This window comes from Streptomyces sp. NBC_01298, assembly GCF_035978755.1.
In the GTDB taxonomy this organism is placed as follows: Bacteria; Actinomycetota; Actinomycetes; order Streptomycetales; family Streptomycetaceae; genus Streptomyces.
Map to the genome: position 1 here is coordinate 2547819 of NZ_CP108414.1, position 25019 is coordinate 2572837.

A 25019-nucleotide genomic window follows, 5' to 3' on the forward strand; every position below is an offset into this window, starting at 1 on the left:
AACACGCTACCGGGGACCCCACCGGTTCCCTCAGGCCCCTTCCGCGGCCCTGTCAGGCGTGGTTGACCGGGAGGACGTCCGGGGAGAGGGCGCCGGCCTGGGCCGCGGCGCTCGTCATCTGCTTGCGGTGGTGGCGGCGGCAGAGGACCTCGTAGCCGATCTCCTCCGCCGGGCGGTTCACGTCGCCGACCACGACCTGGGCGCCCTCGACCACCATTTCGCCGCCGATCGTGCGTGCGTTGTGGGTGGCGCGGGCGCCGCACCAGCACAGGGCCTCCACCTGGAGCTGCTCCAGGCGGTCCGCCAGTTCGATCAGGCGCTGCGAGCCGGGGAAGAGCTTGGTGCGAAAGTCCGTCGTGATGCCGAAGGCGAAGACGTCCATGTCGAGGTCGTCCACGATGCGGGCGAGCTGGTCGATCTGCTCGGGGGCCAGGAACTGGGCCTCGTCCACGATCACGTAGTCCGCCTTGCCGCCCTTGGTGAGCTGGGCGACCACGTACGCGTACAGGTCCATCCCCTCCGGCGCCTCCACCGCCTCCGTCACCAGGCCCAGGCGGGACGAGAGCTTGCCCTCGCCCGCCCGGTCGTCACGGGTGAAGATGACGCCCTGGAGCCCCCGCGCATCACGGTTGTGGGCGATCTGGAGCGCCAGTGTGCTCTTTCCGCAGTCCATCGTTCCGGAGAAGAACACCAGCTCGGGCATGGGGAGTACAGGGCCTTTCGAGGGGAGGGGGTGTGAGGGGGAAGGCGCGCGTCAGGAGCGGATTTCGAGCAGCGGGACCAGCTGCTCGGCCGGGGTCATGGAGCCGTGCATGCCCGCGAGGGCCGACTCGTTGGGCTCGGCCCGCGAGGCGGTGATCGCCACGTCGGCCTGGGCCGCGGCGATCACGTCGCCGATGCGGCCGAGGACCCGCTCGTCGCATTCGCCCGGCGCCCCGAACCAGCCCAGGTCCAGGGCCTCCGCGCGGCTCGCCACCCAGAAGCGGTCGCCGAGCACCTCGCGCCAGACGGTCAGGACGTCGGCCTCGGCTCCGGGTACGGCGTACACGTGCCGGGCCCGGCCCTCGCCGCCCAACAGGGCCACGCCGGCGCCGAGTTCCCAGTCGTCGTCGTAGTCGATGCGGGAGTCCTCGTCGAAGGGGACGTCCACCATGCCGTGGTCGGCGGTCACGTACAGCGCGGTGCGCGGCGGCAGTTGCTCGGCCAGGCGCTGGACCAGGCGGTCCACGTACATGAGCTGGCCTCGCCAGGCGTCGGAGTCCACGCCGTGCCGGTGCCCGGCCCCGTCGAGCTCGCTGTAGTACGTGTACACGAGCGAGCGGTCGCCGGCCGCGAGCCGCTCGGCCGCGAGGTCCATGCGCTCCTCGCCGGTCATCCGGCCGAGGAAGGTGCCGCCGCTCAGCGCGACCTTCGTGAGCGGGGTGGTCTGGAAGGCGGGCGAGGACACCTGAGCCGTGGCCACTCCGGCCGCGTCCGCCTGCTGGAAGACGGTCGGGTACGGCTGCCAGGGCTTGGGCGAGGTCCACGGCTGCCAGCGGAGCTGGTTCATCAGTTCGCCGGTGGCGGGATTGCGCACGGTGTACCCGGGCAGGCCGTGCCGCGCGGGCGGCAGGCCGGTGCCGACGGAGGCCAGCGAGGTGGCGGTGGTCGCCGGGAAGCCCGCGGTGATCGGGCGGCCGGTGCCGCCGCGCGAGGTGGCGAGCAGGGAGGTGAGGTACGGGGCCTCGTCCGGGTGGGCCTTGATCTGCTCCCAGCCCATGCCGTCGACCAGGAACACGCAGTTCCGGTCGGCCGGGGTCAGCTCGGCGATCGAGGCCTCGAAGCCGGGCACGCCTTGGCCGGCCACGAGGGTGGGCAGCAGGTCGGCGAGCGAACCGGTGCCGTAGTGCGGCACCGGGGCTCCGGCCAGGTCCAGCAGCTCGGGCTCGTCCTGCCAGCTCTGCGCGGCGGAGTACGCCATCAGCGGGCGGGGGTGGAGGTGGCTGCCGTCGCTTCGGAGAGCGCCTGTGCGAAGACCAGGGTCTGGCGCACCGCCTCCGGGCCGTCGCCGGCCTCGCTGACGCGCAGGCTGAGGTCGTCGGCGGTGGAGTTGCCGGTGTAGCCGTGGTCGGCGTCGCAGTTCTGGTCGCCGCAGGCGGCGGGCTCCAGGTCGATGCGCGAGACCGCGCCCCAGCCGATGGTCAGCACGACCTCGCGGGGCAGGGTGCCGGGAGTGTAGGACTCCGGGTTGGCGACGACGCGGCTGAGCACCACGGAGGAGATGCTGGCCAGCTTGACCGACTCGGTGGAGGTGGTCGCGTACGGCGACGGGGACCCGGCGTCGGCGGCCTGCTCGTCGGTGTGGCTGACGATGAAGCGGTTGCCGGTCAGGACCAGCACGGTGACGTGCCGGCGCACCTCGTTGGAGTCGAAGGTCGTCTCCTGGTGGACCAGGTACGACGAAATCGGCTCGCCGCCCACCGCGGCCTCCACGGCCTCGGCCACGAGGGCCGGGTAGTAGCCGCTGCGCTCGATCGCCGTGCGCAGCCCCTGGGTCGTCGTACCGGATTTCGCCATGAGGTCCATCCTAAGGCCCGTACGGGGCACACCGGCCGCCCTGGGGCCCGGCGTGAAAGTGCCGTCTCCCCGCGGCCCCGGTCCTCAGTAGCTGGGCAGGGTCCGCGGGCCGAGGTCGCCGCGGGCGGGCGGGTGGGCGACGCGGACCGTCGCGCTGAGCACGGACAGCCCCTCGGTGGCGACGACGACGGGCTCCAGGGCGACCCCGACCACCTCGGGGTGGTCGTCGACGAGGCGGGAGAGGCGCAGGAGGAGTTCCTCCAGGGCGGGGGTGTCCACGGGGTCGCTGCCGCGCCAGCCGAAGAGCAGCGGGGCGGTGCGGATCGAGCGGATCAGGCTCGCCGCGTCCTTGTCCGTGGCGGGAACCAGCCGGTGGGCGGTGTCCCCGAGCAGTTCGGAGGCGACCCCGGAGAGCCCGAAGGACAGGACCGCGCCGGCGGCGGGGTCGATGACGGAACGGATGACGGTGTCCACGCCCCGGGGCACCATCGACTGGACCACGGGAAGCAGCTCCTGCGGTTTGCCCAGCGCGTGGGTGAGCTCCTCGTACGAGCGGCGCAGCTCGGCCTCGGTGGTGAGGTCGAGGCGGACCCCGCCGAGGTCGGCGCGGTGGCGCAGGTGCGGGGCGGTGGTCTTGAGCGCGACGGGATACCCGAGGACGGCCGCGGCGCGGACGGCGGCGTCGGCGCTGGGGGCCGGGAGCGTGGAGAGCACCCGGATCCCGTACCGGGCCAGCAGCTCGCGGGCATCCGGGTCGTCCAGGGTGGCCACCTCCTCCCCTACGCCGGCCAGCAGGCGGGAGAGCTGCCCGGCGGCCCCGCTCTCGTCGATGTCCTCGAACTCGGGCACCTGCCCGACCTCGGCCACGCCCCGGCGCCACTGCCCGTACCGGACGGCTTCCGCGACGGCCTTGACGGCCCGCTCGGCGGCGGGGTAGCTGGGGATCCGGGCGGTGCCGGGAGCGGGCGCGGCCCCGCCCCCGGCGCCGCCGCGGGCCGGCTCCGGCCGGAAGGGCGCGGCGGGGGCGGCGGGGGCGGCAGGCACGGCGGGCGCGGCCGGCACGGCCGGCACGGCGGGCGCGGCCGGCACGGCGGGCGCGGCCGGCACGGCGGGCGCGGCGGGCACGGAGGCGGAGGACACGGCGTCGGAGCCGGGCACGGTGTCCGAGCCGGGCCCGGCGTCGGGCAGCGCTTCGGACCCTGCCGCCAGGGCCGCCAGAGCCGTCGCGGGCGTCGGCAGCGCCGCGGGCAGCGCGTCCGCGAGGTCCGCCGCGGCGGCCGGCGCCGTGGCGGCCGAGAGCGCCTCGGCGAGGGCGCCCAGCTCCACGTGGACCACGGCCACCGGCTTGCCGGGGTGCGCGGCGGCGGCCGCCCGCAGGGCCTCCGCCAGGTCGTCGGCGAGCGCGTGCTCGCTCACCCACGGGATCGCGGTGACGACGACGGCGTCGGTGTCCGGCGAGGCCAGCGCCGCGGAGACGGCCCTGCGGAAGTCCTCCGGCGAGGCGGCCGTGGTCAGGTCGAGCGGCGGCAGCGGCCGCAGCCCCTCCGTGAGGCAGGCGTCGTAGGTGAGGACCCCGAGCGATTCGGAGTTGCCGAGGATGGCCACCCGCGGCCCGGCCGGTACGGGCTGCGAGGCCAGCAGCAGGCCGACGTCCACCAGCTCGGTCACCGTGTCGACCCGGATGACCCCGGCCTGCCGCAACAGCTCCGAGACCGTCGCCTCGGGCAGCCGGGTGCCGGGGACCACGTGTCCGGCGGGGGTGTGCCTGCCTCCCTTGGCGACGACCACGGGCTTGACGGCCGCGGTGCGCCGGGCGAGCCGGGTGAACTTCCTCGGGTTGCCCAGGGTCTCCAGGTACATGAGCGCGACGTCGGTGGCCTCGTCGTCGTACCAGTACTGGAGGATGTCGTTGCCGGAGACGTCGGCCCGGTTGCCGGCGGAGACGAAGGAGGACAGCCCCTCCCCGCGCCGCAGCAGCCCGGAGAGCAGCGCGATGCCGATCGCCCCGGACTGGGTGAACAGCCCGATCCGGCCCCGGGCGGGCGCCGGAGCGGGGGCCAGGGAGGCGTTCAGCTCCACCTCGGGGGCCGTGTTGATCACCCCGAAGGCGTTCGGTCCGATCAGCCTCATCCCGTACGAGCGCACCTGGCGCACCAGTTCGCGCTGGCGGGCCATGCCCTCGGCCCCGCTCTCCCCGTATCCGGCGGACAGCACGACCAGCCCCTGCACCCCGTGCTCGCCGCAGGCCGCCACCGCGTCCGGGACCCGGTCGGACGGGACCGCGATGACCGCGAGGTCCACCGGGGCGCCGACGGCGCCGAGCGTGGGGTAGGCGCGTACGCCGTCGAGCAGATCCCGGGTGACCGCCTCGTTGACCGCGTACAGGTGGCCGTGGAAGCCGCTGTCGCGCAGGTTGCGCAGGGCCGCCGCGCCCACGCCCGCGAGGGAGCGGCTGACGCCGATCACCGCCACCGAGCCGGGTGACAGCAGCCGCTGGACGGAGCGGGCCTCGGCGCGCTGTTCGCGGGCGCGCTGGACGGCGAGGGACTCGGCGGTCGGTTCGAGGTCGAGGGTGAGGTGGACGGAGCCGTCCTCGAAGCTGCGCTTCTGCTGGTAGCCGGCGTCCGTGAACACCTTGATCATCTTGCTGTTGGCGGGCAGCACCTCGGCCGCGAACCGGCGGATCCCCCGCTCGCGGGCCACCGCGCCGATGTGTTCGAGCAGGGCGGAGGCGACCCCGCGCCCCTGATGGGCGTCCTGGACGAGGAAGGCGACCTCGGCCTCGTCGGAGGGTCCGGTGGCGGAGCGGCCGTCGGCGCCGATCCGGTCGTAGCGGACGGTGGCGATGAACTCGCCGCCGATCGTCGCGGCGAGGCCGACCCGGTCCACGTAGTCGTGGTGCGTGAAGCGGTGCACGTCGCGGTCGGAGAGCCGGGGGTACGGAGCGAAGAACCGGTAGTACTTCGACTCGTCCGAGACCTGCTCGTAGAAACTGACCAGCCGGCCCGCGTCGGCGGTGGTGATGGGCCGGATCCGGGCGGTCCCGCCGTCCCGAAGGACGACGTCGGCTTCCCAGTGGTCCGGGTACGAGGGGTCGGACTCGGTCGTCATGGGGTCACCTTAAGGCGCGAACGGTTCGACTGGCCTGGGCGCGGCGCATCGGGCAAGCTGGCTCGCATCAGGGCAAGCTGGGCTAGGTCGAACGGCGGGAAACTCGGGCCGAAGGTCGGTTCGACCATTCCGGACGTCGTGAGAGACTGGTCTAGACAACCCGTAAGAACCTGAAGGGCATCACCATGGCAGAGCGCCGCGTCAACGTCGGGTGGGCCGAGGGCCTGCACGCTCGTCCCGCCTCGATCTTCGTCCGCGCGACGACCGCTTCCGGCGTCCCGGTGACCATCGCGAAGGCCGGCGGCGACCCCGTCAACGCCGCCTCCATGCTGGCGGTTCTGGGCCTGGGCGCCCAGGGCGGCGAGGAGATCGTCCTCTCGTCCTCGGCCGATGGCGCCGAGGCCGCGCTGGACCGCCTCGCGAAGCTGGTCGCCGAGGGCCTCGAGGAGCTCCCCGAGACCGTCTGACCCTTCGGGTTCGACCCGCAGGACTTGCTGGACTTGCACGGCGGAGCCGTTGCCCCCGACCCACGAGGTCGAGGGCAACGGCTTCGCTGCTTTCCGTGCGGGGATCCAGCCGGCCGGCCGGCTCCGCTCGGCCCTTTCGGAACAGCCCATCGCGGCGGCCCGAATTCCGGCGGCACAATGGGGCCCGGGGCGCGGGGAATTACAAATGGGCCCGGGGCGCTAATTACCGGCCCGGATATCCCCTCTTTGTATACGGCGTTTGTTAATGCGGAACGCTCGCCGTGTTTACGGCAGGTTGCAAAGTCCTCACGCGCATTCGGTGCGCCCCCGCCGCGCGGTCCACGTGCGCCGCCATCAGCATCCGGGCCCGCTCCGCGTCGCCCCGGGCCACCGCGTCCACGATCGCGCCGTGCTCCACCCAGGACTCCACGGGCCGCACCGGGGACTCCACCACGTACATCCAGGCCACCTTGTGGCGCATCTGGGTGAGCAGGGCGATGAGCCCGGGGCTGCCCGAGGCCTGGGAGAGCGTCTCGTGGAACCAGCCGCCCAGGGAGCGCAGATCCTCCCCCTGGCCCCTCCTGGCGCGCTCCTGGCCCAGCCTGACCAGTCCGCGCAGCACCTTGAGGTGGGCCTCGCTGCGCCGCCTGGCCGCCCGGGCGGCCGCGAGGGGCTCCAGGAGCATCCGCAGCTCCAGGAGGTCGGCCGCCTCCTGCTCGGTCGGCTCGGCCACGCAGGCACCGGCATGCCGGCGGGTGGTCACGAACCCCTCGGACTCCAGCGTGCGCAGCGCCTCGCGCACCGGAACGCGCGAGACTCCGTACCTGCGGGCCAGCACTTCCTCGGTCAGCCGGGCGCCGGGCCCGAACACCCCGGAGACGATGTCGTCGCGGATCGCTGTGCATACCGTGTGCGCGGGAATACGCAAGACCGGACCTCCGCCTTTTTCGTATGGCTGTGCGCGTTGCGACTCTATTGCAACACACGATAATTTCCGAGGACGGCCGGAAATACGAAACATTCACACAATGCGGAGCGCGAAACACGACGAAGGCCCCGGCTCTCAGAGAGCCGGGGCCTTCGCGGAAGACGTGCGGTGGGTCGAGCGGTCAGACGCTGACGCCGTGCGAGCGCAGGTACGTGAGCGGGTTGATGTCCGAACCGTAGTCGGCGCCGGTGCGGGCCTCGAAGTGCAGGTGCGGTCCGCTGGAGTTGCCGGTGGAGCCCGACAGGCCGATCTGCTGGCCCGGGGTGACCTGCTGGCCGACCCGGACGCTCAGCGAGGACATGTGGCCGTACTGGGTGTACGTGCCGTCGGCGTGCTTGATGACGACGTTGTTGCCGTACGCGCCGCCCCAGCCCGCCTCGACCACGGTGCCCAGGCCGACCGCGTGCACGGAAGTGCCGGAGGAGGCGTGGAAGTCGATGCCGGTGTGGCTGCCGGAGGACCACATGCCGCCGCCCGCGTGGTACTGCGTGCTGACGTAGGAGCCGTCGATCGGCGAAACGAAGGTGTTGAGGCGCTTGCGCTCCTCTTCGCGGGCGGCGCGCTCGGCGGCCTCGCGCTCGGCCTTGGCCTGGGCTTCGGCCTTCGCCTTGGCCTCGGCGGCCCGCTGGCGGGCGTCGGCCTCGGCCTGCGCCTTGGCGGCGGCGGCCTCGGCGGCCCGCTGCTGGGACTCGGCCTGGGCCTCTACGTCACCGGCGAGCTCGTCGGCCACGACGATGGTGTTCAGGGCGCCGGTGTCCTCCACGGAGGGGGACGTGTCCGCGGCGAACGCGGGACCGGCCAGGGAGCCAACGACGCCGGTGGCGGCGAGGGCGGCTATGCCGGCGTAGCCGGCGGTCTTGCGGCTCAGACGGCTCGAACCACGGTGCTTGCCGGCGGCACTACTGCCAAACGCCATGAAGGGGTTGATCCTTTCCTTCCCTCTCGCCTACCGGGTTAGCTGACGGGTTCGGAGCAGGAAGGTCTCCTACGGGCCCCCTCTTGCGAGGCGGTCCGATTCACCCCAGGGACACAAGTGGGTCCCCGGCTCCCCAGGCTCGCGCCTGACGGGGACTCGGCGATCGCTGCCCGGTGCCGCGGACGCGGCGGTTACAACTGACGGACAGCACGGCCGACGCTAAGCGGATCATCAGTCGATCGCCAAACAGACGCGCCCTTTTGTTGCGTACGCCACACCACATAAAAGCAACAACACCAAGAAAGGGACAAGAAGTACAAAAAGGGCCCCGGCGGACAAGCCGCCGGAGCCCTTCCGCGGCGGGCCAGTTGACGGCCCGCCGGAGACCAACTGACGATCAGTTGGCGACCACGGTCACTTCACCGATCCCGAGGGCCCGTACCGGCTCCTCGATCAGCGAGGCGTCCCCGACCAGGACCGTGACCAGACGGTCCACCGGGAAGGCGCTGACGACCGCCGAAGTGGCCTCCACCGTCCCCGTTTCGGCCAGCCGCGCGTACAACCGCGCCTGGTAGTCGTCCGGAAGCTCCTGCTCGACCTGGTCGGCGAGCGTGCCTGCGACGGAGGCGGCCGTCTCGAACTTCAGCGGGGCCACCCCCACCAAGTTCTGCACGGCCACGTCCCGTTCGGCGTCGGTCAGGCCGCCCTGCGCGAGGGTGCGCAGCACCGTCCAGAGGTCGTCCAGGGCCGGGCCGGTGTTCGGGGTGTCCACCGAGCCGCTGATGGCGAGCATCGAGGCGCCCTTGCCGTCGGCGGTGGAGCGCAGCACCTGGCCGAAGGCGCGCACGCCGTACGTGTACCCCTTCTCCTCGCGCAGCACCTTGTCCAGCCGGGAGGTGAGCGTGCCGCCCAGGCAGTACGTGCCGAGCACCTGGGGCGCCCACACCCGGTCGTGCCGGTCCGCCCCGATGCGGCCGATCAGCAGCTGCGTCTGGACCGCGCCGGGCCGGTCCACGATGACCACGCGGCCCGTGTCGTCGGCGGTGATCGGCGTGACCGGGCGCGGGGCGGTGGTGTCACCGGTCCACGCGCCCAGGGTGTCGGCCAGGACCTCGTCCAGGTCGATGCCGGTCAGGTCGCCCACGACCACCGCGGTGGCGGTCGCGGGGCGCACGTGGGCCTCGTAGAAGGCGCGTACGGCCGCGGAGTCGATGCGGGCGACCGTCTCCTCGGTTCCCTGACGCGGGCGCGACATCCGCAGGGTGGCCGGGAACAGCTCCTTCGAGAGCTGCTTGGCGGCGCGGCGCTGCGGGTTGGCGCTCTCGTGCGGGATCTCGTCGAGCCGGTTGCGCACCAGGCGGTCGACCTCGGAGTCGGCGAAGGCCGGCGCGCGCAGGGCCTCGGCGACCAGCCCCAGCGCCTTGTGCAGGCGGGAGGCCGGGACCTCCAGGGAGACCCGCAGGCCGGGGTGGTCGGCGTGCGCGTCGAGGGTGGCGCCGCAGCGCTCCAGCTCGGCGGCGAACTCCTCGGCGGAGCGCTTGTCGGTGCCCTCCGACAGGGCGCGGACCATGATCGTGGCCACGCCGTCGAGGCCCTCGGGCTCCGCGTCGAGCGGGGCGGCGAGGTTGATCTCGACCGCGACGACCTGCTGGCCCGGGCGCTGGCAGCGCAGCAGGGTCAGGCCGTTGGCCAGTACCCCGCGCTCGGGGGCCGGGAAGGCCCACGGCTGCGGCTCGCCGGCCTCGGGGCGCGGGTGGAAGGTCATCGTGACGGCTGCGGTGTCGGCTGCGGTGTCGCTCACTGCTCCGCCCCCTCGTTCTGGTCGCTCGCGTCGGTCTCTTCGGTGTCGTCGCTGTCATCGGCCGCGATCGGCTCGTAGACGAGCACCGCCCGGTTGTCGGGGCGCAGTCGGGCCGCGGCCACGGCCTGCACCTCCTCGGCGGTGATGTCGAGGACGCGCTGGACGGCGGTCAGCGCCAGCTGCGGGTCGCCGAACAGCACCGCGAAGCGGCACAGTTCGTCGGCGCGGCCCGCCACCGTGCTCAGCCGGTCCAGCCACTCGCGCTCCAGCTGGGCCTGCGCCCGCTCCATCTCCTCGGCCGTCGGGCCCTCGGCGGCGAACCGCGCGAGCTCCTCGTCCACGGCCGCCTCGATGGCGGGCACCTCGACCCCGCTGGAGGTCTTGACGTCCAGCCAGCCCAGCGAGGGCGCGCCGGCGAGGCGCAGCATGCCGAAGCCGGCCGCCACGGCGCTCTGGTCACGGCGCACCAGCCGGTTGTGCAGGCGGGAGGACTCGCCGCTGCCCAGGACGGTCAGCGCCACGTCGGCGGCGTCGCACTCGCGGGTGCCGTCGTGCGGGAGGCGGTAGGCCGCCATCAGCGCGCGGGCCGGGACCTCCTCGACGATCTCCTCGCGCAGCTGCCCGCCCATGATCTCGGGCAGCGAACCGTCGCGCGGCGGCTGCTTGCCGTCGTGGCCGGGGATGGTGCCGAAGTACTTCTCCACCCAGGCGAGCGTCTTCTCGGGGTCGATGTCGCCGACGACCGAGAGCACCGCGTTGTTGGGCGCGTAGTACGTACGGAAGAACGCGCGCGCGTCCTCCAGGGACGCGGCGTCCAGATCGGCCATGGACCCGATCGGGGTGTGGTGGTACGGGTGGCCCTCCGGGTAGGCCAGGGCCGTCAGCCTCTCGAAGGCCGTGCCGTACGGGACGTTGTCGTACCGCTGGCGGCGCTCGTTCTTGACGACGTCGCGCTGGTTCTCCATGGACTCGTCGTCCAGGGCGGCCAGCAGCGAGCCCATCCGGTCCGCCTCCAGCCACAGCGCGAGTTCCAGCTGGTGGGTCGGCATCGTCTCGAAGTAGTTGGTCCGCTCGAAGCTGGTGGTCCCGTTGAGGGAGCCGCCGGCTCCCTGGACCAGTTCGAAGTGGCCGTTTCCGGAGACGTTCTTGGACCCCTGGAACATCAGGTGCTCGAAGAGGTGAGCCAGGCCCGTACGTCCCTTGACTTCGTGGCGCGAGCCGACGTCGTACCAGAGGCAGACCGCGGCGACCGGAGTCAGGTGGTCCTCGGACAGCACCACGCGTAGGCCGTTGGCCAGCCGGTGCTCGGTCGCTGTGAGGCCGCCGGAGCCTGCGTGAGCTGTGGCCGTGTGACCCATGGGCATGTGGTCCCTTCGATCGCGATGCAGAGATTCCTGTCAGACCTGCCACTGTATGCAAGCGTGTCGCCGGGCGGAGAAGTTCCCGGCCCAGTCCTGGGTCGGAGTCGGCGTTGTCGGTGCCTCGGGCCACAATGGTCCGCGTCACCCCTGTCCGAAACCGCTCGCCCGACCGTCCCAGCCCCGTCCCAGTCCCGTACCCGCCCCACCCCGTGAGAGCTCAGCTCATCCCGATTCTTGGTTAAGGAGCCGCGCAGCGATGGCCCGCCGCAGCACGAAGACCCCGCCGCCGGAGGATTTCGAGGAGAAGATCCTCGACATCGACGTCGTCGACGAAATGCAGGGCTCCTTCCTCGAGTACGCGTACTCGGTGATCTACTCCCGCGCCCTGCCCGACGCCCGCGACGGCATGAAGCCGGTGCACCGGCGCATCGTCTACCAGATGAACGAGATGGGCCTGCGCCCCGACCGCGGCTACGTGAAGTGCGCCCGTGTCGTCGGCGAGGTCATGGGCAAGCTGCACCCGCACGGCGACGCGTCGATCTACGACGCCCTCGTGCGCATGGCGCAGCCCTTCTCCATGCGGCTCCCTCTGGTCGACGGCCACGGCAACTTCGGCTCGCTCGGCAACGACGACCCGCCGGCCGCGATGCGGTACACCGAGTCGAAGATGGCCGACGCGGCCTCGCTGATGACGGACGGGATCGACGAGGACACCGTCGACTTCGCCGCGAACTACGACGGCCAGGAGCGCGAACCGGTCGTCCTGCCGGCGGCGTACCCGAACCTGCTGGTCAACGGCGCGTCCGGCATCGCCGTGGGCATGGCCACCAACATGGCCCCGCACAACCTCGGCGAGGTCATCGCGGCCGCCCGCCACCTGATCCGCTACCCGGATGCGGACCTGGAAGCGCTGATGCGCTTCGTACCGGGTCCCGACCTGCCCACCGGCGGCCGGATCGTGGGCCTCTCGGGCATCAAGGACGCCTACGAGAACGGCCGCGGCACCTTCAAGATCCGCGCCACGGTGGCCCTGGAGGACGTGACCCCGCGCCGCAAGGGGCTGGTCGTCACCGAACTGCCCTTCACGGTCGGCCCCGAGAAGGTCATCGCGAAGATCAAGGACCTGGTCGGCTCGAAGAAGCTCCAGGGCATCGCGGACGTCAAGGACCTCACGGACCGCTCGCACGGCCTGCGCCTCGTCATCGAGATCAAGAACGGCTTCCACCCCGAGGCCGTCCTGGAGCAGCTGTACAAGCTGACGCCGATGGAGGAGACCTTCGGCATCAACAACGTCGCGCTGGTCGACGGGCAGCCGCTGACGCTGGGCCTCAAGGAGCTGCTGGAGGTCTACCTCGACCACCGCTTCGAGGTCGTGCGCCGGCGCAGCGAGTTCCGCCGCGGCAAGCGGCAGAGCCGCCTGCACCTCGTCGAGGGCCTGCTCGTGGCCCTGCTCGACATCGACGAGGTCATCCGGATCATCCGGGACAGCGACAACTCCGCGCAGGCCAAGGAGCGCCTGATGGAGCGCTTCTCGCTGAGCGAGATCCAGACCCAGTACATCCTGGACACCCCGCTGCGCCGGCTCACCCGCTTCGACCGGATCGAGCTGGAGTCCGAGCGCGACCGGCTGGCCGGCGAGATCGACGAGCTGACCGGGATCCTGGACTCCGACAGCGAGCTGCGCAAGCTGGTCTCGGCGGAACTGGCCGCGGTGTCGAAGAAGTTCGGCACGGAGCGCCGTACGGTGCTGCTGGAGTCGGCGGGGACGCCGGTCGCGGCGGTACCGCTGGAGGTCGAGGACACCCCCTGCCGGGTGCTGCTGTCCTCCACCGGACTGCTGGCCCGCACGCCGAACGCCGAGCCGCTCCCCGAGGAGGAGGGCGGCGCCCGCGCCAAGCACGACCTGATCGTCTCGCAGGTCGCGGCGACCGCCCGGGCGGACATCGGCGTGGTCACCTCGTACGGGCGGCTCCTGCGGCTGTCGGTGATCGACCTGCCGCAACTGCCCGACACGCACGCCGCGCCGAACCTGGCGGGCGGCGCCCCGGTCACGGAGTTCCTCTCCGGACTGGAGGCGGACGAGAAGGTCGTCTGCCTGACCTCGCTGGACGAGTCCGGGCAGGGCCTGGCGCTCGGCACCGAGCAGGGCGTGGTCAAGCGGGTCGTGCCGGACTATCCGGCCAACAAGGACGAGCTGGAGGTCATCACCCTCAAGGACGGTGACCGGATCGTCGGCGCGGTCGAACTGCGCACGGGCGAGGAGGACCTCGTCTTCATCACCGACGACGCCCAGCTGCTGCGCTACCCGGCCGGCCAGGTACGCCCGCAGGGCCGCCCGGCGGGCGGTATGGCGGGCATCAAGCTCGCGGACGGCACCAAGGTGATCCACTTCTCGGCGGTGGACCCGGCGCGCGAGGCCGTGGTGTTCACGGTGGCCGGCTCGCACGGGACGCTGGACGACTCGATGCAGTCCGGGAAGCTCACCCCGTTCGACCAGTACCCGCGCAAGGGAAGGGCCACCGGCGGCGTGCGCTGCCAGCGCTTCCTGAAGGGCGAGGACGTCCTGCTGCTGGCCTGGGCGGGCGGATCCCCGGTCCGCGCGGCCGCGGCGAACGGCACCCCGGCCCTGCTGCCGGCCGTCGACCCGCGCAGGGACGGCTCGGGCACGGCCCTGCCGTCCGTGGTCGGCGCCCTGGCGGGGGCCGCGCTGTAGGAGGTCGCAGGTCATTCGGGTGGTGCTGCCGCGGCGACTGGGCGGACGTACCACCCGAATGGCGACTAGTGTTTTCCCTCTTGGCACTGTCGGGTGGGGCGGGGAGACACAGAACTGATGAGTCGTCGGGCGGGCGGATTGATCAGTGACTGGGCGGAAGCCCAGCGCCGGACGCAGCAGACGCAGCTGATCCAGCAGCGCGAGGCCGAACGCCGGCAGCGGACGTACGAACGGGACGTGGCCCGGGGTCAGCGCCAGCAGCAGGCCGCCTACAAACAGCACCGCGAGGCCGAGGCCCGGCGGACGACCGAGCGGCTCGATGCCCAGGTCGCGTCCCTGCAGGGGCTGTTGGCCGCCGGCTGCCGGGCCCCGGCGTTCCGGCTGGCCGGCCTCGTCAGGCCCGAGCGGCTCGAACCCTTCGATCCCGGGACCCTGGCACACCCCGTGCCGCTGCCGCAGCTGCACCACTTCCAGCAGCAGAGCAGCGGCTGGACGCTGGGCTCGAACCGGCGGGCGCAGGCGGAGCGGGAGGCGCACGCCCGGTACACGCAGGCCTGGCAGGCGGCTCAGGCCGCGGAGGCGCAGCGGCAGCAGCAGCTGGCGGCGTACCGGCAGCAGTACGACCGTTGGGCGGCCGAGCAGCTCGCCGGGATCCGCGGGCACAACGGCGGGCTCACCGAGCTGGCCGCGGCGCTGCGCGCGGGCGACGCCGAGGCCGCGGTGGAGTACTTCTCGGCGGCCCTGTACGCCTCGGCCGGCTGGCCGGAGAACCTGCCGCGACAGGTGTCGGCGGCCTACGACCCCGCACGGCGCCAGCTCGTACTGGACTGGGAACTGCCCGGCTACGAGGTGGTGCCGGAGGCCAAGTCGGTGCGGTACGTGCCTAGCACGGACCAGGACAAGGAGACGGCCCGCCCGGCCACGCAGCGGCGGGCGGTCTACCGGGACCTGCTGGCGCAGTGCGTGCTGCTGGTGGTGCGCGATCTCTACGCCGCCGACGAGTTCGGCGTACTGGAGTCGGTCGTCGTCAACGGTTTCGTGGACGCCCACGATCCGGTGACGGGACGGGAAGCACAGCTCGTACTGGCCTCGGTGTCGGCGGCGCGGTCCGCCTTCACCGGGCTGCGGCTGGAGCTGGTGAGCGCGGTGGACTGCCTGGTCGAGGGGCTGGGCGGGCAGTTGTCCACGCGGCCGGACCAGTCGGCCGCCGTCCGCCCGGAACGCCGGCCCGGCGAGGTCGGCGGTGTCGTCAGCCACGGCGGGCATGCGGGCCGGGTCGAGGACCAGGAGGAGGACGAGCCGGACCTCTTCGCGATGGACCCGATCGCCTTCGAGAACCTGGTCGCGGAGCTGTTCCGGGCGATGGGCATGGAGGCGGTGACCACGCAGCGGTCCGGTGACGGCGGCGTGGACATCGAGGCGAACGACCCGTCCCCGATCACGGGCGGCCGGATCGTGGTGCAGGTCAAGCGCTACCGCAACACCGTGTCACCGACGGCGGTCCGGGATCTCTACGGCACGGTGCAGGACAAAGGGGCGAACAAGGGGGTGCTGGTCACCACCGCGACCTTCGGGCCCACCTCGTACACCTTCGCCAACGGCAAGCCGCTGGAGTTGGTTCCCGGGGCCGCGCTCGTGGAGCTGCTGCACCAGCACGGGCTGCGCGGCCGTCTCGGCCCGGGCGCGGCGCCCTCGATACCGGCCCAGCGGGCGGCCGAACCGGAGCCCGCCACGGACCACAACGTGCTCGGCATGTCCTGGGCGGGGTCGGTCGCGCTGGACGTGTGCGCGCTGGTCTGCGAAGGCAGCCGGGTGCTGAGCGAGGACCACTTCGTGTTCTTCAACAACCCGAACACCCCGGACGGTTCGGTACGGACCCACGCGCACGCGGCGCCCGACAAGGCGGCGCTGCTGGTCGCCTTCGACGCGTTGCCGCAGCGGGCCGACCGGCTGGTCCTCGTCGCGGCGATCGACCCCGAGGTCAATCCGCACGCCGATCTGGCCGGCTTCACCGACGCCCGGATCCGGCTGCTGGGGGCGGCCGGGGAGGAGCTCGGCCGGCTGGAGGTCTCCGACGGCCGCGCCGGCGAGACCGCCCTGGTCCTGGGATCCTTCCGGCGCCGCCCGGGCGGCGACTGGGACTTCGTCCTGGGCGGCAAGGGCTACCGGGACGGCCTGGCACCCCTGCTCGGCGACTTCGGCATCGAGGTCGCCTGAGCGCGGCCGGCGGCTCTCAGAAGTCCTCGGGGTCACCCTCCGGGTCCGGCTCCGGCTCCGGGTCCGGCTCCGGGTCCGGGTCCGGGTCCGGGTCCGGGTCCGGCTCCGGGTCCGGCGCCGGCGGGCGGTCGACGTAGCGCAGGACGCCCCACATGGATTCCGGCCCGGCACGCCACGGCTCCGGTTCGCGGCAGCTCTCCAGCTCGCGGAGCAGGGCGGGGCCGTCGGTGCCCGAGCCGATCAGGACGAGCTGCGTCAGGCGAGGTTCGCCCCGGCCCCAGGGGTGCGGGGCGAAGCGGAGGAAGCGGCCGACCGCGTGGACCTCGTACCGCTCCTCGTGGCCGGGGACTCCGAAGTGGACGGAGCCCTTGATCCGGTAGAGGCCGGGCGGGCGGCGGTCGAGGAAGTCGATGAACCGGCGCGGGCTGAGGGCCTCCTCGGAGACGAACTCCGTGCTGGCGTAGGCCGCGTGAGTGTGACCCGTGTGATCACCCTCGTGCGTGTGGTCGTCGGCCTGGGCCAGCAGATCCTCGAAGGACAGCTGGCCGCGCGTCTCGGTCCAGGGGCGGCGGTCGAAGAGCAGTTCCGGGTCGATCCGCCCGTGGTCCGCGCCGACGACCGGGATCCCCGGGGCGCAGAGCGCGGCGAGCGCGGTCTCGATCCGGGTGCGTTCGGCGGCGTCGATCCGGTCCGTCTTGTTGAGCACCACCAGGTCGGCGACGGCGAGGTGCCGGTCCGTCTCGGGGTGCCTGGCCCGGGTCGCGTCGAACTCCGCCGCGTCGACGACGTGCACCATGCCGCCGTAGCGGACGGCCGGGTTCTCGTTGGCGACGAGCATCCGGACCATCTCCTGCGGCTCCGCCAGCCCGCTCGCCTCGATGACGATCACATCGATGCGGTGGACGGGGTCGGCGAGCTTCTCCAGGTAGGCGTCCAGTTCGCTGCCGTCCACCGCGCAGCACAGGCAGCCGCCGCCGAGGGAGACCATCGAGTCGCCGACCTGGCCCGCCACCGACATCGCGTCGACCTCGATGGAGCCGAAGTCGTTGACGACGACCCCGATCCGGGTGCCGCCCCGGTTGCCGAGGAGGTGGTTGAGGAGGGTCGTCTTGCCGGATCCGAGGAATCCGGCGAGGACGACGACGGGGATGCTGTTCACCCGGTCGATCGTAGCCAGTGCTTTGGCCGGGAAGGTTTGCCGGTCACGGCACTGGCCTCAGCCGAGGGCGGGGACCGGCTGGGGCGGGGTCGGGCCGGTGTAGCGGGCGGCCGGTCGGATGATCTTCGGGTCGGCGGCCTGCTCCAGGACGTTCGCGCTCCAGCCGACCACGCGGGCCGCGCAGAAGGTCGGCGTGAACATCTCGCGCGGCAGCCCGCACAGTTCCATGACCACGCCCGCGTAGAACTCCACGTTGGTGTGCAGCTCCCGGCCCGGCTTGAGCTCGGCGAGAATCGCCTCGACGTGCCGCTCGACCTCCACGGCGAAATCCACGAGCGGGCCGCCGAACCGCAGGGCGATCCCGCGCAGCATCCGCGAGCGCGGGTCCTCGGTGCGGTAGACGGGGTGTCCGAAGCCCATGATCCGGTCTCCCGCGAGGACCCGCTCGCGGATCCACGGATCGATCCGGTCCGTCGTGCCGATGGCGTCCAGGGTGTCCAGGGCCCGGCTGGGGGCGCCGCCGTGCAGCGGGCCCGAGAGCGCGCCGATCGCCCCGGTGAGGCAGGCAGCGACGTCGGCGCCGGTGGAGGCGATCACGCGGGCGGTGAAGGTGGAGGCGTTGAAGCCGTGGTCGATCGTGGAGATCAGGTACCGCTCGACCGCGCGGGCCCTGACCGGCTCGGGGTCGCGCCCGGTGAGCATGTAGAGGTAATTGGCCGCGTACGGGAGGTCGTCCCGCGGTTCCACCGGTTCCAGCCCCTGGCCGAGCCGGTGCAGGGCGGTGAGCAGGGTCGGTACCGCGGCGCAGGCGGCCAGCGCGTCGGCGGCGCGGCGTTCGGGGGTCAGGTCGTAGACCGGGCGGAAGCCGGCGGAGGCGCCGAGCAGCGAGAGCGCCGTGCGCAGTCCGGCGAGCGGGCCGGAGAGGGCGGTGGCGCGGGCCAGGGCGGGCAGGGCGTCCCGCACCTCGGCGGGGAGGCGGCGCAGCGGGGCGATCTCGGCGGTGAACGCGGCCCGCTCGGCGGCGTCGGCCGGCAGCGCGCCGCGGAACATCAGGTGCCACACGTCCTCGAAGGTGCGGCTCCCGGCGAGCTCGACGGCGGAGTACTGGCGGTAGTGGTAGAAGCCCTCACGGCCTCGGACGTCACCGAGCTCGGTCTCGGTGACCACGACTCCCGCGAGTCCGCGGGGGCTTTCGGCGGGTGCGACGGTGGTGTTCATGGATCGACCATCCATGATGGACTCAATCACTGTCAATATTGATTGAATCAACATATGTAGGGTGTGTGTCATGAACGACGAGCCCGGTGGGCGAAGGATCGGTACCCGGGAGGCGGCCCGGCTGCTGGGGGTGAAGCCCGCGACCGTGTACGCGTACGTCAGCCGCGGTCAGCTCACGAGCCGCCGCGACCCGGTCGGGCGCTCCAGCAGTTTCGACGCCCGCGAGGTGGAAGCCCTGGCCGCGCGCAGTCGGCGCGAGGCGGCGGGGCCCTCCGGTTCCGCCTCCGCCGGCGAGCTCTCCGTACGCACCGCGCTCACCCTCATCGAGTCCGGCCACTACTACTTCCGTGGCGTCGATGCCGTGGAGCTGGCCTCGAGGTACCGCTACGAGGAGGTCGCCGAGTGGCTCTGGACGGGGACCCTGATGTCGGGGGCCCGGTTCACCGCTCCCCCGGAGTCCCTCGCCGCGGCCCGGCGTGCGGTCGCCGCGCTGCCCGAGCACAGCGGTCCGATCGACCGGCTGCGGGTGGCCGTCGCCGCCGCGGCGGTCGCGGACCCGCTGCGCTTCGACCTGTCCAAACCGTCCGTACTGGGCTCCGCGCGCGCCCTGATCCCCACCCTGGTCGGCGCCCTGCCCGAGGTGGGCCCGGCGCAGTGGGGCGGGGACGGCCGCCTCTCCCGGCAGCTGTGGCCCCGGCTCTCCGCCCTGGACCCCGATCCCGACGCGCTGGCCGTACTGGACCTGGCCCTGGCCCTGCTGACGGACCACGACCTGGCCGCCTCGACCCTGGCCGTACGGGTGGCCGCGTCGGCGCGCGCGCATCCGTACGCGGTGGTCTCGGCCGGGCTCGGCGCACTCGAAGGCCCCCTGCACGGAGCGGCGGGGCGGCTCGCGCACCGGATGCTGGTGGAGGTGCTGGAACGGGGCGGGGCGGCCCCGGTGGTGGCGGAGTACCTGCGGGCCGGGCGCCGGGTGCCCGGGCTCGGGCACCGGCTGTACGAGGCCGAGGACCCGCGGGCGACGGCGCTGTTCGCGCGGCTGGAGCCGCTGGCGCAGGCCGGGCCGGCGCTGGGCGCGGCGCGCGAGGTGGCCGCGGTGATGGCCCGGCACGGCGGCGGCCTGTACCCCAATGTGGACCTGGCGCTGGCGGTGCTGACGGTCTCGTGCGGGATGGCCCCGGAGGCCGGGGAGACCGTCTTCGCGGTGGCCCGTACGGCCGGATGGATCGCGCACGCACTGGAGGAGTACGAGGAGCGCCCGCTGCGGATGCGACCGAGCGGGCAGTACCACGGGCCCCGCCCGCCACAGCCGTTGCCGTGACGGGCGAGGCGCCCCTGGGGGGCGAACAGGTGGTGCCGACGGTCCGGCTGCGGCGTCAGGTCCGCAGCCAGACCGCCGCGTCCTGACCGAGCAGCCCGTCCGCACCCAGGGCGGAGCTGCTCAGCAGGAGGCTCGTGTGGGCCGGCAGCGGGACCGGCTCCGGGGACAGGTTGGCCACGCAGACCAGCCCGTCGGGGCGGGCGAAGGCGAGCACTCCGGCCGGCGCGGGCAGCCACTCCAGCGATCCGCCGCCGAAGCCGGCCGCGTCCCGGCGCAGGCCCAGTGCCGTCCGGTAGAGGGTGAGCATCGAGTCCGGGTCCCCGGCCTGGCGGTCCGCGGCGTACGCCGGCCAGTCCGCGGGCTGGGGCAGCCAGGGCTCGTTCCAGGGCTCGGCGGTCCACGGCAGCGGGACCCGGCACCCGTCCCGGCCGGGGTCGGTGCCGCCGGACCGGAAGTGCATGGGGTCCTGGATCCGGCCGAGGGGGATGTCGGCCTCGGGAAGCCCGAGTTCCTCGCCCTGGTAGACGTAGACGGCGCCGGGCAGGGCGAGGCTCAGCAGCGCGGCGGCGCGGGCCCGGCGAGTACCGAGGGCCAGGTCGGCGGGGGTCCCGAAGGCCTTGGTGGCGAAGTCGAAGCCGGTGTCGGCGCGCCCGTAGCGGGTGACCGTGCGGGTCACGTCGTGGTTGCACAGCACCCAGGTGGCCGGGGCTCCGACGGGGGCGTGCTCGGCCAGGGTCTCCTCGATGGAGGTGCGCAGCCGGCCGGCGTCCCACGGGCAGCTGAGGAAGGAGAAGTTGAAGGCGGTGTGCAGTTCGTCGGGGCGCAGGTAGCGGGCGAACCGCTCGGAGTCCGGCAGCCACACCTCGCCCACGAAGATGCCCCCGTACTCGTCGGCGATGGCCCGCCACGAGCGGTAGATGGTGTGCAGGTCGTCGCGGTCGATGTACGGGTGCACCTCGCCGGGCCACGGCTCGGGCGAGCGGCCGGCCAGGTCGGGCAGGGCCGGGTCCTTGGCGAGCAGGGCCGCGGAGTCGATCCGTACGCCGGACACTCCGCGCTCGAACCAGAACCGCAGCACTTCCTCGTGTTCCCGGCGGACGGCGGGATGGTCCCAGTTGAGGTCGGGCTGCTCGGGCGTGAAGAGGTGCAGGTACCACTCCCCGTCCGGTACCCGCGTCCAGGTGGCGGCGCCGTTGAACTGCGAGGGCCAGTCCCCCGGCGGCAGTTCGCCGTGCTCCCCGCGGCCCGGGCGGAAGTGGAAGAGCTCCCGCTCGGGACTGCCGGGGCCGGCGGCGAGGGCGGCCTTGAACCAGGCGTGCTGGTCGGACACGTGGTTCGGGACGATGTCGACAATGGTGCGGATGCCCAGTTCGCGGGCCTCGGCGATGAGCTTCTCGGCTTCGGCGAGGGTGCCGAAGGCGGGGTCGATGGTGCGGTAGTCGGCGACGTCGTAGCCGCCGTCGGCGAGCGGGGAGAGGTACCAGGGGGTGAACCACAGGGCGTCGACGCCCAGTTCGGAGAGGTAGGGGAGGCGGGCCCGGACGCCCGCGAGGTCACCGGTGCCGTCCCCGTCGCCGTCGGCGAAGCTCCGTACGTACACCTGGTAGATGGCGGCCGAGCGCCACCAGTCGGCGGCGTTTTCGGGCAGGGGAAAGTCAGCCACGGAGGGGTCCTTTCACGGGGGGCGACCGGGCACGGCGGCGGTGCGGGGTGGTGCTCACCCCTTGAGGGAGCCCGCCGTCAGGCCGCTCATGATGTTGCGCTGGAAGATCAGGAAGATGATGAGCGTGGGCGCCGAGGCCATCGCGAGTGCGGCGACGAGATGGTTCTCGGGCACTCCCCGGGAGAGCGAGTAGATGCCGACGTTGAGCGTCTGCAGGGCCGGGTCGGGGAGGGTGAGCATGGGCCAGAGGAAGTCTTTCCAGACCCCGACGATGGCGAAGATCGACACGACGCCGAGGATCGGCCGGGACATCGGCAGGACCACGGAGCGAAGGGTGCGCAGGGAGGAGGCGCCGTCGATGGACGCGGCGTCGAGGATCTCGCCCGGGATGGAGTCGAAGAATCGTTTCAGAAGGAAGATGTTGAAGGCGTTCGTGACCGAGGGCAGCCAGATCACCCAGGGCGTGTTGAGCAGGTTCCGCTGGATGAGCGGCATGTCCAGGACCGTGAGGTACTGCGGTACGACGAGGACGGTGGCCGGGATCATCAACGTGGCCAGCATCATGCCGAGGACGGCCTTGCCGAAGACCGGCCGGAGCTTGGACAGCGAGTAGGCCGCGGCCACGTCGAGGACGAGCTGGAAGGCCAGGGCGCCGAACGCGTAGTAGAGGGTGTTGAACAGCAGCTTGGCGAGGTCCATGACCTCCCAGGCCGCCGAGTAGTTGTCGGGGTGCAGGGAGTCCGGCACCACGGTCGGCGGGACCTGGGTGAACTCCGCCGTGGATTTGAGGCCGTTGACGACCATCCAGTAGAGGGGCCCGAGGAAGACGACCGTGAAGCCGATCACCACCAGGGCCAGGACGGTCCAGTAGACGGCCTTGCCCCGGGGACGGCCGAGCTGGGCCGGCGATATGAGCGTGCGCTCTGACATGTGAGGGTGCTCCCGTCAGTTCTCGTTGTCGCGGCTCAGCCGGACGTACACGGCGGAGAAGCCGGCGAGCAGGACGAGCAGGCACAGGCCCAGGGCCGCGGCGCCGCCGTACTGGTTGAAACTGAACGCGTACTGGTAGATGAGGACGACGACGGTGGTCGTCGACCCCTCGGGGCCGGCTCCGCCCGTGAGCATGAACGGCTCGACGAACACCTGCATCGTCGCGATGATCTGCATGAGCAGCATGAGCGAGAGGATGAGCTTGGTCTGCGGGATCGTGACGTACCAGATCTTGCGCAGCACCCCGGCTCCGTCGAGCTCAGCCGCTTCGTAGAGCTCTCCGGGGATGCCCTGGAGGGCTGCCAGGTAGATCAGGGTCGCGCCGCCCATGTTCATCCATGTGGAAGCGATGACGACGGAGAGCATCGCCGTATCGGTGGATTGCAGCCAGTCTTGCGCCGGCAGGTGCAGGAATTCCAGAATCCTGTTGAAGACCCCGTAACCGGGATCGTAGAAGTACTTGAAGAGCAGGATCGAGGCCACCGGCGGCATCATCACCGGGAGGTAGACCAGCAGGCGCAAGTAACCCTGCGCGTGCCGGAATTCGTTGAGCACGATCGAGACCACGAACGGCACGGCGAAGCCGAGTACCAGCGCGAGCCCGCTGAAGAGGAGGGTGTTGCGCCAGGCCTGCCAGAACGTCGGGTCGTTGAAGACGTAGCGGAAATTGTCCCAGCCGACCCAGTGGACGGCTCCGCCCTCGGTCTTCTGGAAGGCCAGCAGGAACTCCCGGACCATCGGGTACCAGGAGAAGAAGGAGAAGCAGAGGACGGCGCCGATCAGAAAGCCGTGGGCCGAGAGGTTCCGCTTGAACGCCCGGAGGAATTCCTCACGAGAGGTACCGGGCAGGGTGGGAGCCGACATCGCCGCTCGCTCCTTGGTGGGTCGTCGCCATCGGTTTGCTGGGGTACGGGGCCTGCGGGCGGGTCCGGGCCGGGGAGGCCGCCCGGACCTCCCCCGGCCGGGACACGCGCCCCGGGACCGCTACTGGTTGGCCAGCACCTGGTTGACGGCCTTCTCGGCCTCCGCGAGGAGCTGCGCCGAATCGGCGTCCTTGTTGGTCAGGACCCCCGACATCACCTTGTCGAGGACCTTGTAGACCTCCTGGGCCTTCGCCGGCTCGGCCTTGCCGGCTACCGGGTTGTCCAGGAAGGACTTGAAGTTGACGACCGGCATGGTGGCGCTGGCGGCCTTCAGCTCGTCGTCCTTGGCCTTGCTGGCACCGGTGAAGAAGGCGGGCTGCGGAAGCCCGACCGGCAGGCCGTCGGTCTTGGAACGGTCGTACTGGAACTGCCCCTTGCCGACCGCGAGCGTCTTGAAGTTCAGCCAGGCGATGGCCGCCTTGATCTTGTCCGGCGAGCTGCCCTTCTTGATCATGTAGCCGTTGCCGCCGGCCAGCGTCGCGGCGCCGCCGGGGATCGGGCCCATGCCGAAGTTCTCGTACTTGCCGGCGAGCTGCTGGACCATGTAGGTGATGTCGTCGGGCGCGGCGAGGAACATGCCGAGCTTGTCCGAGGCCATCTGCTTCTGCAGGTCACCCCACTTGAGCAGCTGGGTCTTGCCCATGCTGTCGTCTTCCCAGCGCATGGCCTTGAGGTTGTCGACGACCTGCTTGCCGGTCGCGTTGTTGAAGGCCGCCTTGCCGTCGGCTCCGACGACGTCGCCGCCCAGGCCGTACATGGCGGCCGTGAAGTGCCAGCCGCCGGTGTTCTCGACGCTGTACTCGCCGTAGCCGGCGGTGCCGTTGCCGAGCGCCGCGATCTTCTTGGCGGCCGCGCGGACCTCGTCCCAGGTGCGCGGGGGCTGGTCGGGGTTGAGGCCCGCCTGCGTGAAGAGCTTGCGGTTGATCAGCAGGCCCATCGTGTAGTTGCTGGTGGGCAGGCCGTAGAGCTTGCCGTCCTGCTTCAGGGTGTTGACGACGTTCTTGTCGATGTCGTCGATGCCCGGAACCGTCTTGGCCGTGACGTACGCGGAGATGTCCTCGGCGCCGTCGTTGTCGAGGACCTGCTTGAGGTCCGTGAAGTAGGCGTAGAAGACGTCCGGCTGCGACTTGGCCTTGAGCATCGCGGTGAACCGCGGGGGCTCCAGGCACTGGCCGGGGGTGGAGCGGCCTTCGATCGTGACGTTCGGGTAGGTCTTGTTGAACTCCGCCACGTCCTCCTTCCACTGCTTGAGCTCCGCCTTCTTCGCGGCGGGCGGCATGCAGTCCATGGAGATGGTGACCTTGGTCTTGGGGTCGAGCGGTGCGGAAACGTCCGAGGAACCGCCGGACGGCTGCTCCTTGGGGTCGTCTCCGTCGCTGCTCGTGCCGCAGGCCGCGAGGGCGGTGACGGCGAGCGCCGAGACGAGGGCGGTCGCGGTGGTGCGGCGGATGTTGGTTCTCATCGGTGGTCCCCTTCGAGCATCGAGCAGGAGGCGTGGGGCGTGTAAGGAGGCGAGCGCGGCACACTCAACCACCACCGACAGATGAACGCAATATCTCGCGCAGATTTCGCAAGACATTGGCAGCAGGACGCCGGACTACCCCGAGCGAGAACG

Annotated in this window: 18 protein-coding genes and 1 riboswitch; of the genes, 4 read left to right on the forward strand and 14 right to left on the reverse strand. The window is 71.9% G+C overall.

The window, feature by feature from the left end:
• Positions 1–52: 52 nt before the first annotated feature.
• The 4 genes from OG730_RS11495 to OG730_RS11510 all read right to left on the reverse strand — a co-directional run bounded on the left by OG730_RS11495 (position 53) and on the right by OG730_RS11510 (position 5667).
• Positions 53–703 carry a thymidine kinase gene (locus tag OG730_RS11495; protein WP_327304156.1) on the reverse strand — a complete coding sequence of 217 codons (651 nt, stop codon included), beginning with the start codon at positions 701–703 and terminating at the stop codon, positions 53–55.
• A 51-nt stretch (positions 704–754) separates the two neighbouring features.
• Positions 755–1960 (reverse strand): alkaline phosphatase family protein, encoded by a 1206-nt coding sequence (locus tag OG730_RS11500; RefSeq protein ID WP_327304157.1) that lies wholly within the window; start codon positions 1958–1960, stop codon positions 755–757.
• Positions 1960–2556 carry a DUF5998 family protein gene (locus OG730_RS11505; protein ID WP_243331716.1) on the reverse strand — a complete coding sequence of 199 codons (597 nt, stop codon included), beginning with the start codon at positions 2554–2556 and terminating at the stop codon, positions 1960–1962. Before OG730_RS11505 ends, OG730_RS11500 begins: the two co-directional genes overlap by 1 nt.
• 84 nt (positions 2557–2640) lie before the next feature.
• Positions 2641–5667 carry a bifunctional acetate--CoA ligase family protein/GNAT family N-acetyltransferase gene (locus OG730_RS11510; RefSeq protein WP_327304158.1) on the reverse strand — a complete coding sequence of 1009 codons (3027 nt, stop codon included), beginning with the start codon at positions 5665–5667 and terminating at the stop codon, positions 2641–2643.
• 185 nt (positions 5668–5852) lie between these two features.
• On the opposite strand from OG730_RS11510, the gene OG730_RS11515 reads away from it, so the two are divergent.
• The gene (locus OG730_RS11515) at positions 5853–6134 is read left to right on the forward strand and encodes an HPr family phosphocarrier protein (protein ID WP_327304159.1); all 282 of its coding nucleotides are present in this window, start codon (positions 5853–5855) and stop codon (positions 6132–6134) included.
• Between the two features lie 262 nt (positions 6135–6396).
• On the opposite strand, the gene OG730_RS11520 is transcribed toward OG730_RS11515, so the two are convergent.
• The 4 genes from OG730_RS11520 to OG730_RS11535 all read right to left on the reverse strand — a co-directional run bounded on the left by OG730_RS11520 (position 6397) and on the right by OG730_RS11535 (position 11197).
• The gene (locus OG730_RS11520) at positions 6397–7062 is read right to left on the reverse strand and encodes a GntR family transcriptional regulator (RefSeq protein ID WP_327304160.1); all 666 of its coding nucleotides are present in this window, start codon (positions 7060–7062) and stop codon (positions 6397–6399) included.
• 181 nt (positions 7063–7243) lie between these two features.
• A complete protein-coding gene (locus tag OG730_RS11525) occupies positions 7244–8038 on the reverse strand; it encodes a M23 family metallopeptidase (RefSeq protein ID WP_327304161.1) in 795 nt (264 codons plus the stop codon).
• A 12-nt stretch (positions 8039–8050) separates the two neighbouring features.
• Positions 8051–8210: riboswitch (cyclic di-AMP (ydaO/yuaA leader) on the reverse strand.
• Between the two features lie 225 nt (positions 8211–8435).
• Positions 8436–9803 (reverse strand): M16 family metallopeptidase, encoded by a 1368-nt coding sequence (locus OG730_RS11530; RefSeq protein ID WP_327309222.1) that lies wholly within the window; start codon positions 9801–9803, stop codon positions 8436–8438.
• Positions 9804–9835: 32 nt separating this feature from the next.
• Positions 9836–11197 (reverse strand): M16 family metallopeptidase, encoded by a 1362-nt coding sequence (locus tag OG730_RS11535; protein ID WP_327304162.1) that lies wholly within the window; start codon positions 11195–11197, stop codon positions 9836–9838.
• 259 nt (positions 11198–11456) lie between these two features.
• On the opposite strand from OG730_RS11535, the gene OG730_RS11540 reads away from it, so the two are divergent.
• Together OG730_RS11540 and OG730_RS11545 are read left to right on the forward strand one after the other, a co-directional pair.
• A complete protein-coding gene (locus tag OG730_RS11540; protein WP_327304163.1) occupies positions 11457–13913 on the forward strand; it encodes a DNA gyrase/topoisomerase IV subunit A in 2457 nt (818 codons plus the stop codon).
• A gap of 117 nt (positions 13914–14030) precedes the next feature.
• Complete coding sequence (locus tag OG730_RS11545) at positions 14031–16130, forward strand: restriction endonuclease (RefSeq protein WP_327304164.1); 2100 nt, start codon at positions 14031–14033, stop codon at positions 16128–16130.
• Between the two features lie 16 nt (positions 16131–16146).
• Here OG730_RS11545 and OG730_RS11550 read toward each other — a convergent pair whose 3' ends face one another.
• Together OG730_RS11550 and OG730_RS11555 are read right to left on the reverse strand one after the other, a co-directional pair.
• Positions 16147–17289 (reverse strand): CobW family GTP-binding protein, encoded by a 1143-nt coding sequence (locus tag OG730_RS11550; protein ID WP_327304165.1) that lies wholly within the window; start codon positions 17287–17289, stop codon positions 16147–16149.
• 57 nt (positions 17290–17346) lie between these two features.
• Entirely contained in the window at positions 17347–18522 is a 1176-nt protein-coding gene (locus tag OG730_RS11555) for a citrate synthase (RefSeq protein ID WP_442814882.1), read from the reverse strand.
• A 55-nt stretch (positions 18523–18577) separates the two neighbouring features.
• On the opposite strand from OG730_RS11555, the gene OG730_RS11560 reads away from it, so the two are divergent.
• Positions 18578–19828, forward strand: a complete 1251-nt coding sequence (locus OG730_RS11560) for a citrate/2-methylcitrate synthase (RefSeq protein ID WP_327304167.1) — start codon at positions 18578–18580, stop codon at positions 19826–19828.
• Between the two features lie 55 nt (positions 19829–19883).
• Here OG730_RS11560 and OG730_RS11565 read toward each other — a convergent pair whose 3' ends face one another.
• The 4 genes from OG730_RS11565 to OG730_RS11580 all read right to left on the reverse strand — a co-directional run bounded on the left by OG730_RS11565 (position 19884) and on the right by OG730_RS11580 (position 24866).
• Complete coding sequence (locus tag OG730_RS11565) at positions 19884–21491, reverse strand: glycoside hydrolase family 13 protein (RefSeq protein WP_327304168.1); 1608 nt, start codon at positions 21489–21491, stop codon at positions 19884–19886.
• Between the two features lie 54 nt (positions 21492–21545).
• Complete coding sequence (locus OG730_RS11570) at positions 21546–22421, reverse strand: carbohydrate ABC transporter permease (protein WP_327304169.1); 876 nt, start codon at positions 22419–22421, stop codon at positions 21546–21548.
• Positions 22422–22436: 15 nt separating this feature from the next.
• Positions 22437–23345: a carbohydrate ABC transporter permease gene (locus OG730_RS11575; RefSeq protein WP_327304170.1), complete on the reverse strand. Its 909-nt coding sequence runs from the start codon at positions 23343–23345 to the stop codon at positions 22437–22439.
• 120 nt (positions 23346–23465) lie between these two features.
• The gene (locus tag OG730_RS11580; protein WP_327304171.1) at positions 23466–24866 is read right to left on the reverse strand and encodes an ABC transporter substrate-binding protein; all 1401 of its coding nucleotides are present in this window, start codon (positions 24864–24866) and stop codon (positions 23466–23468) included.
• Positions 24867–25019 lie beyond the last annotated feature (153 nt).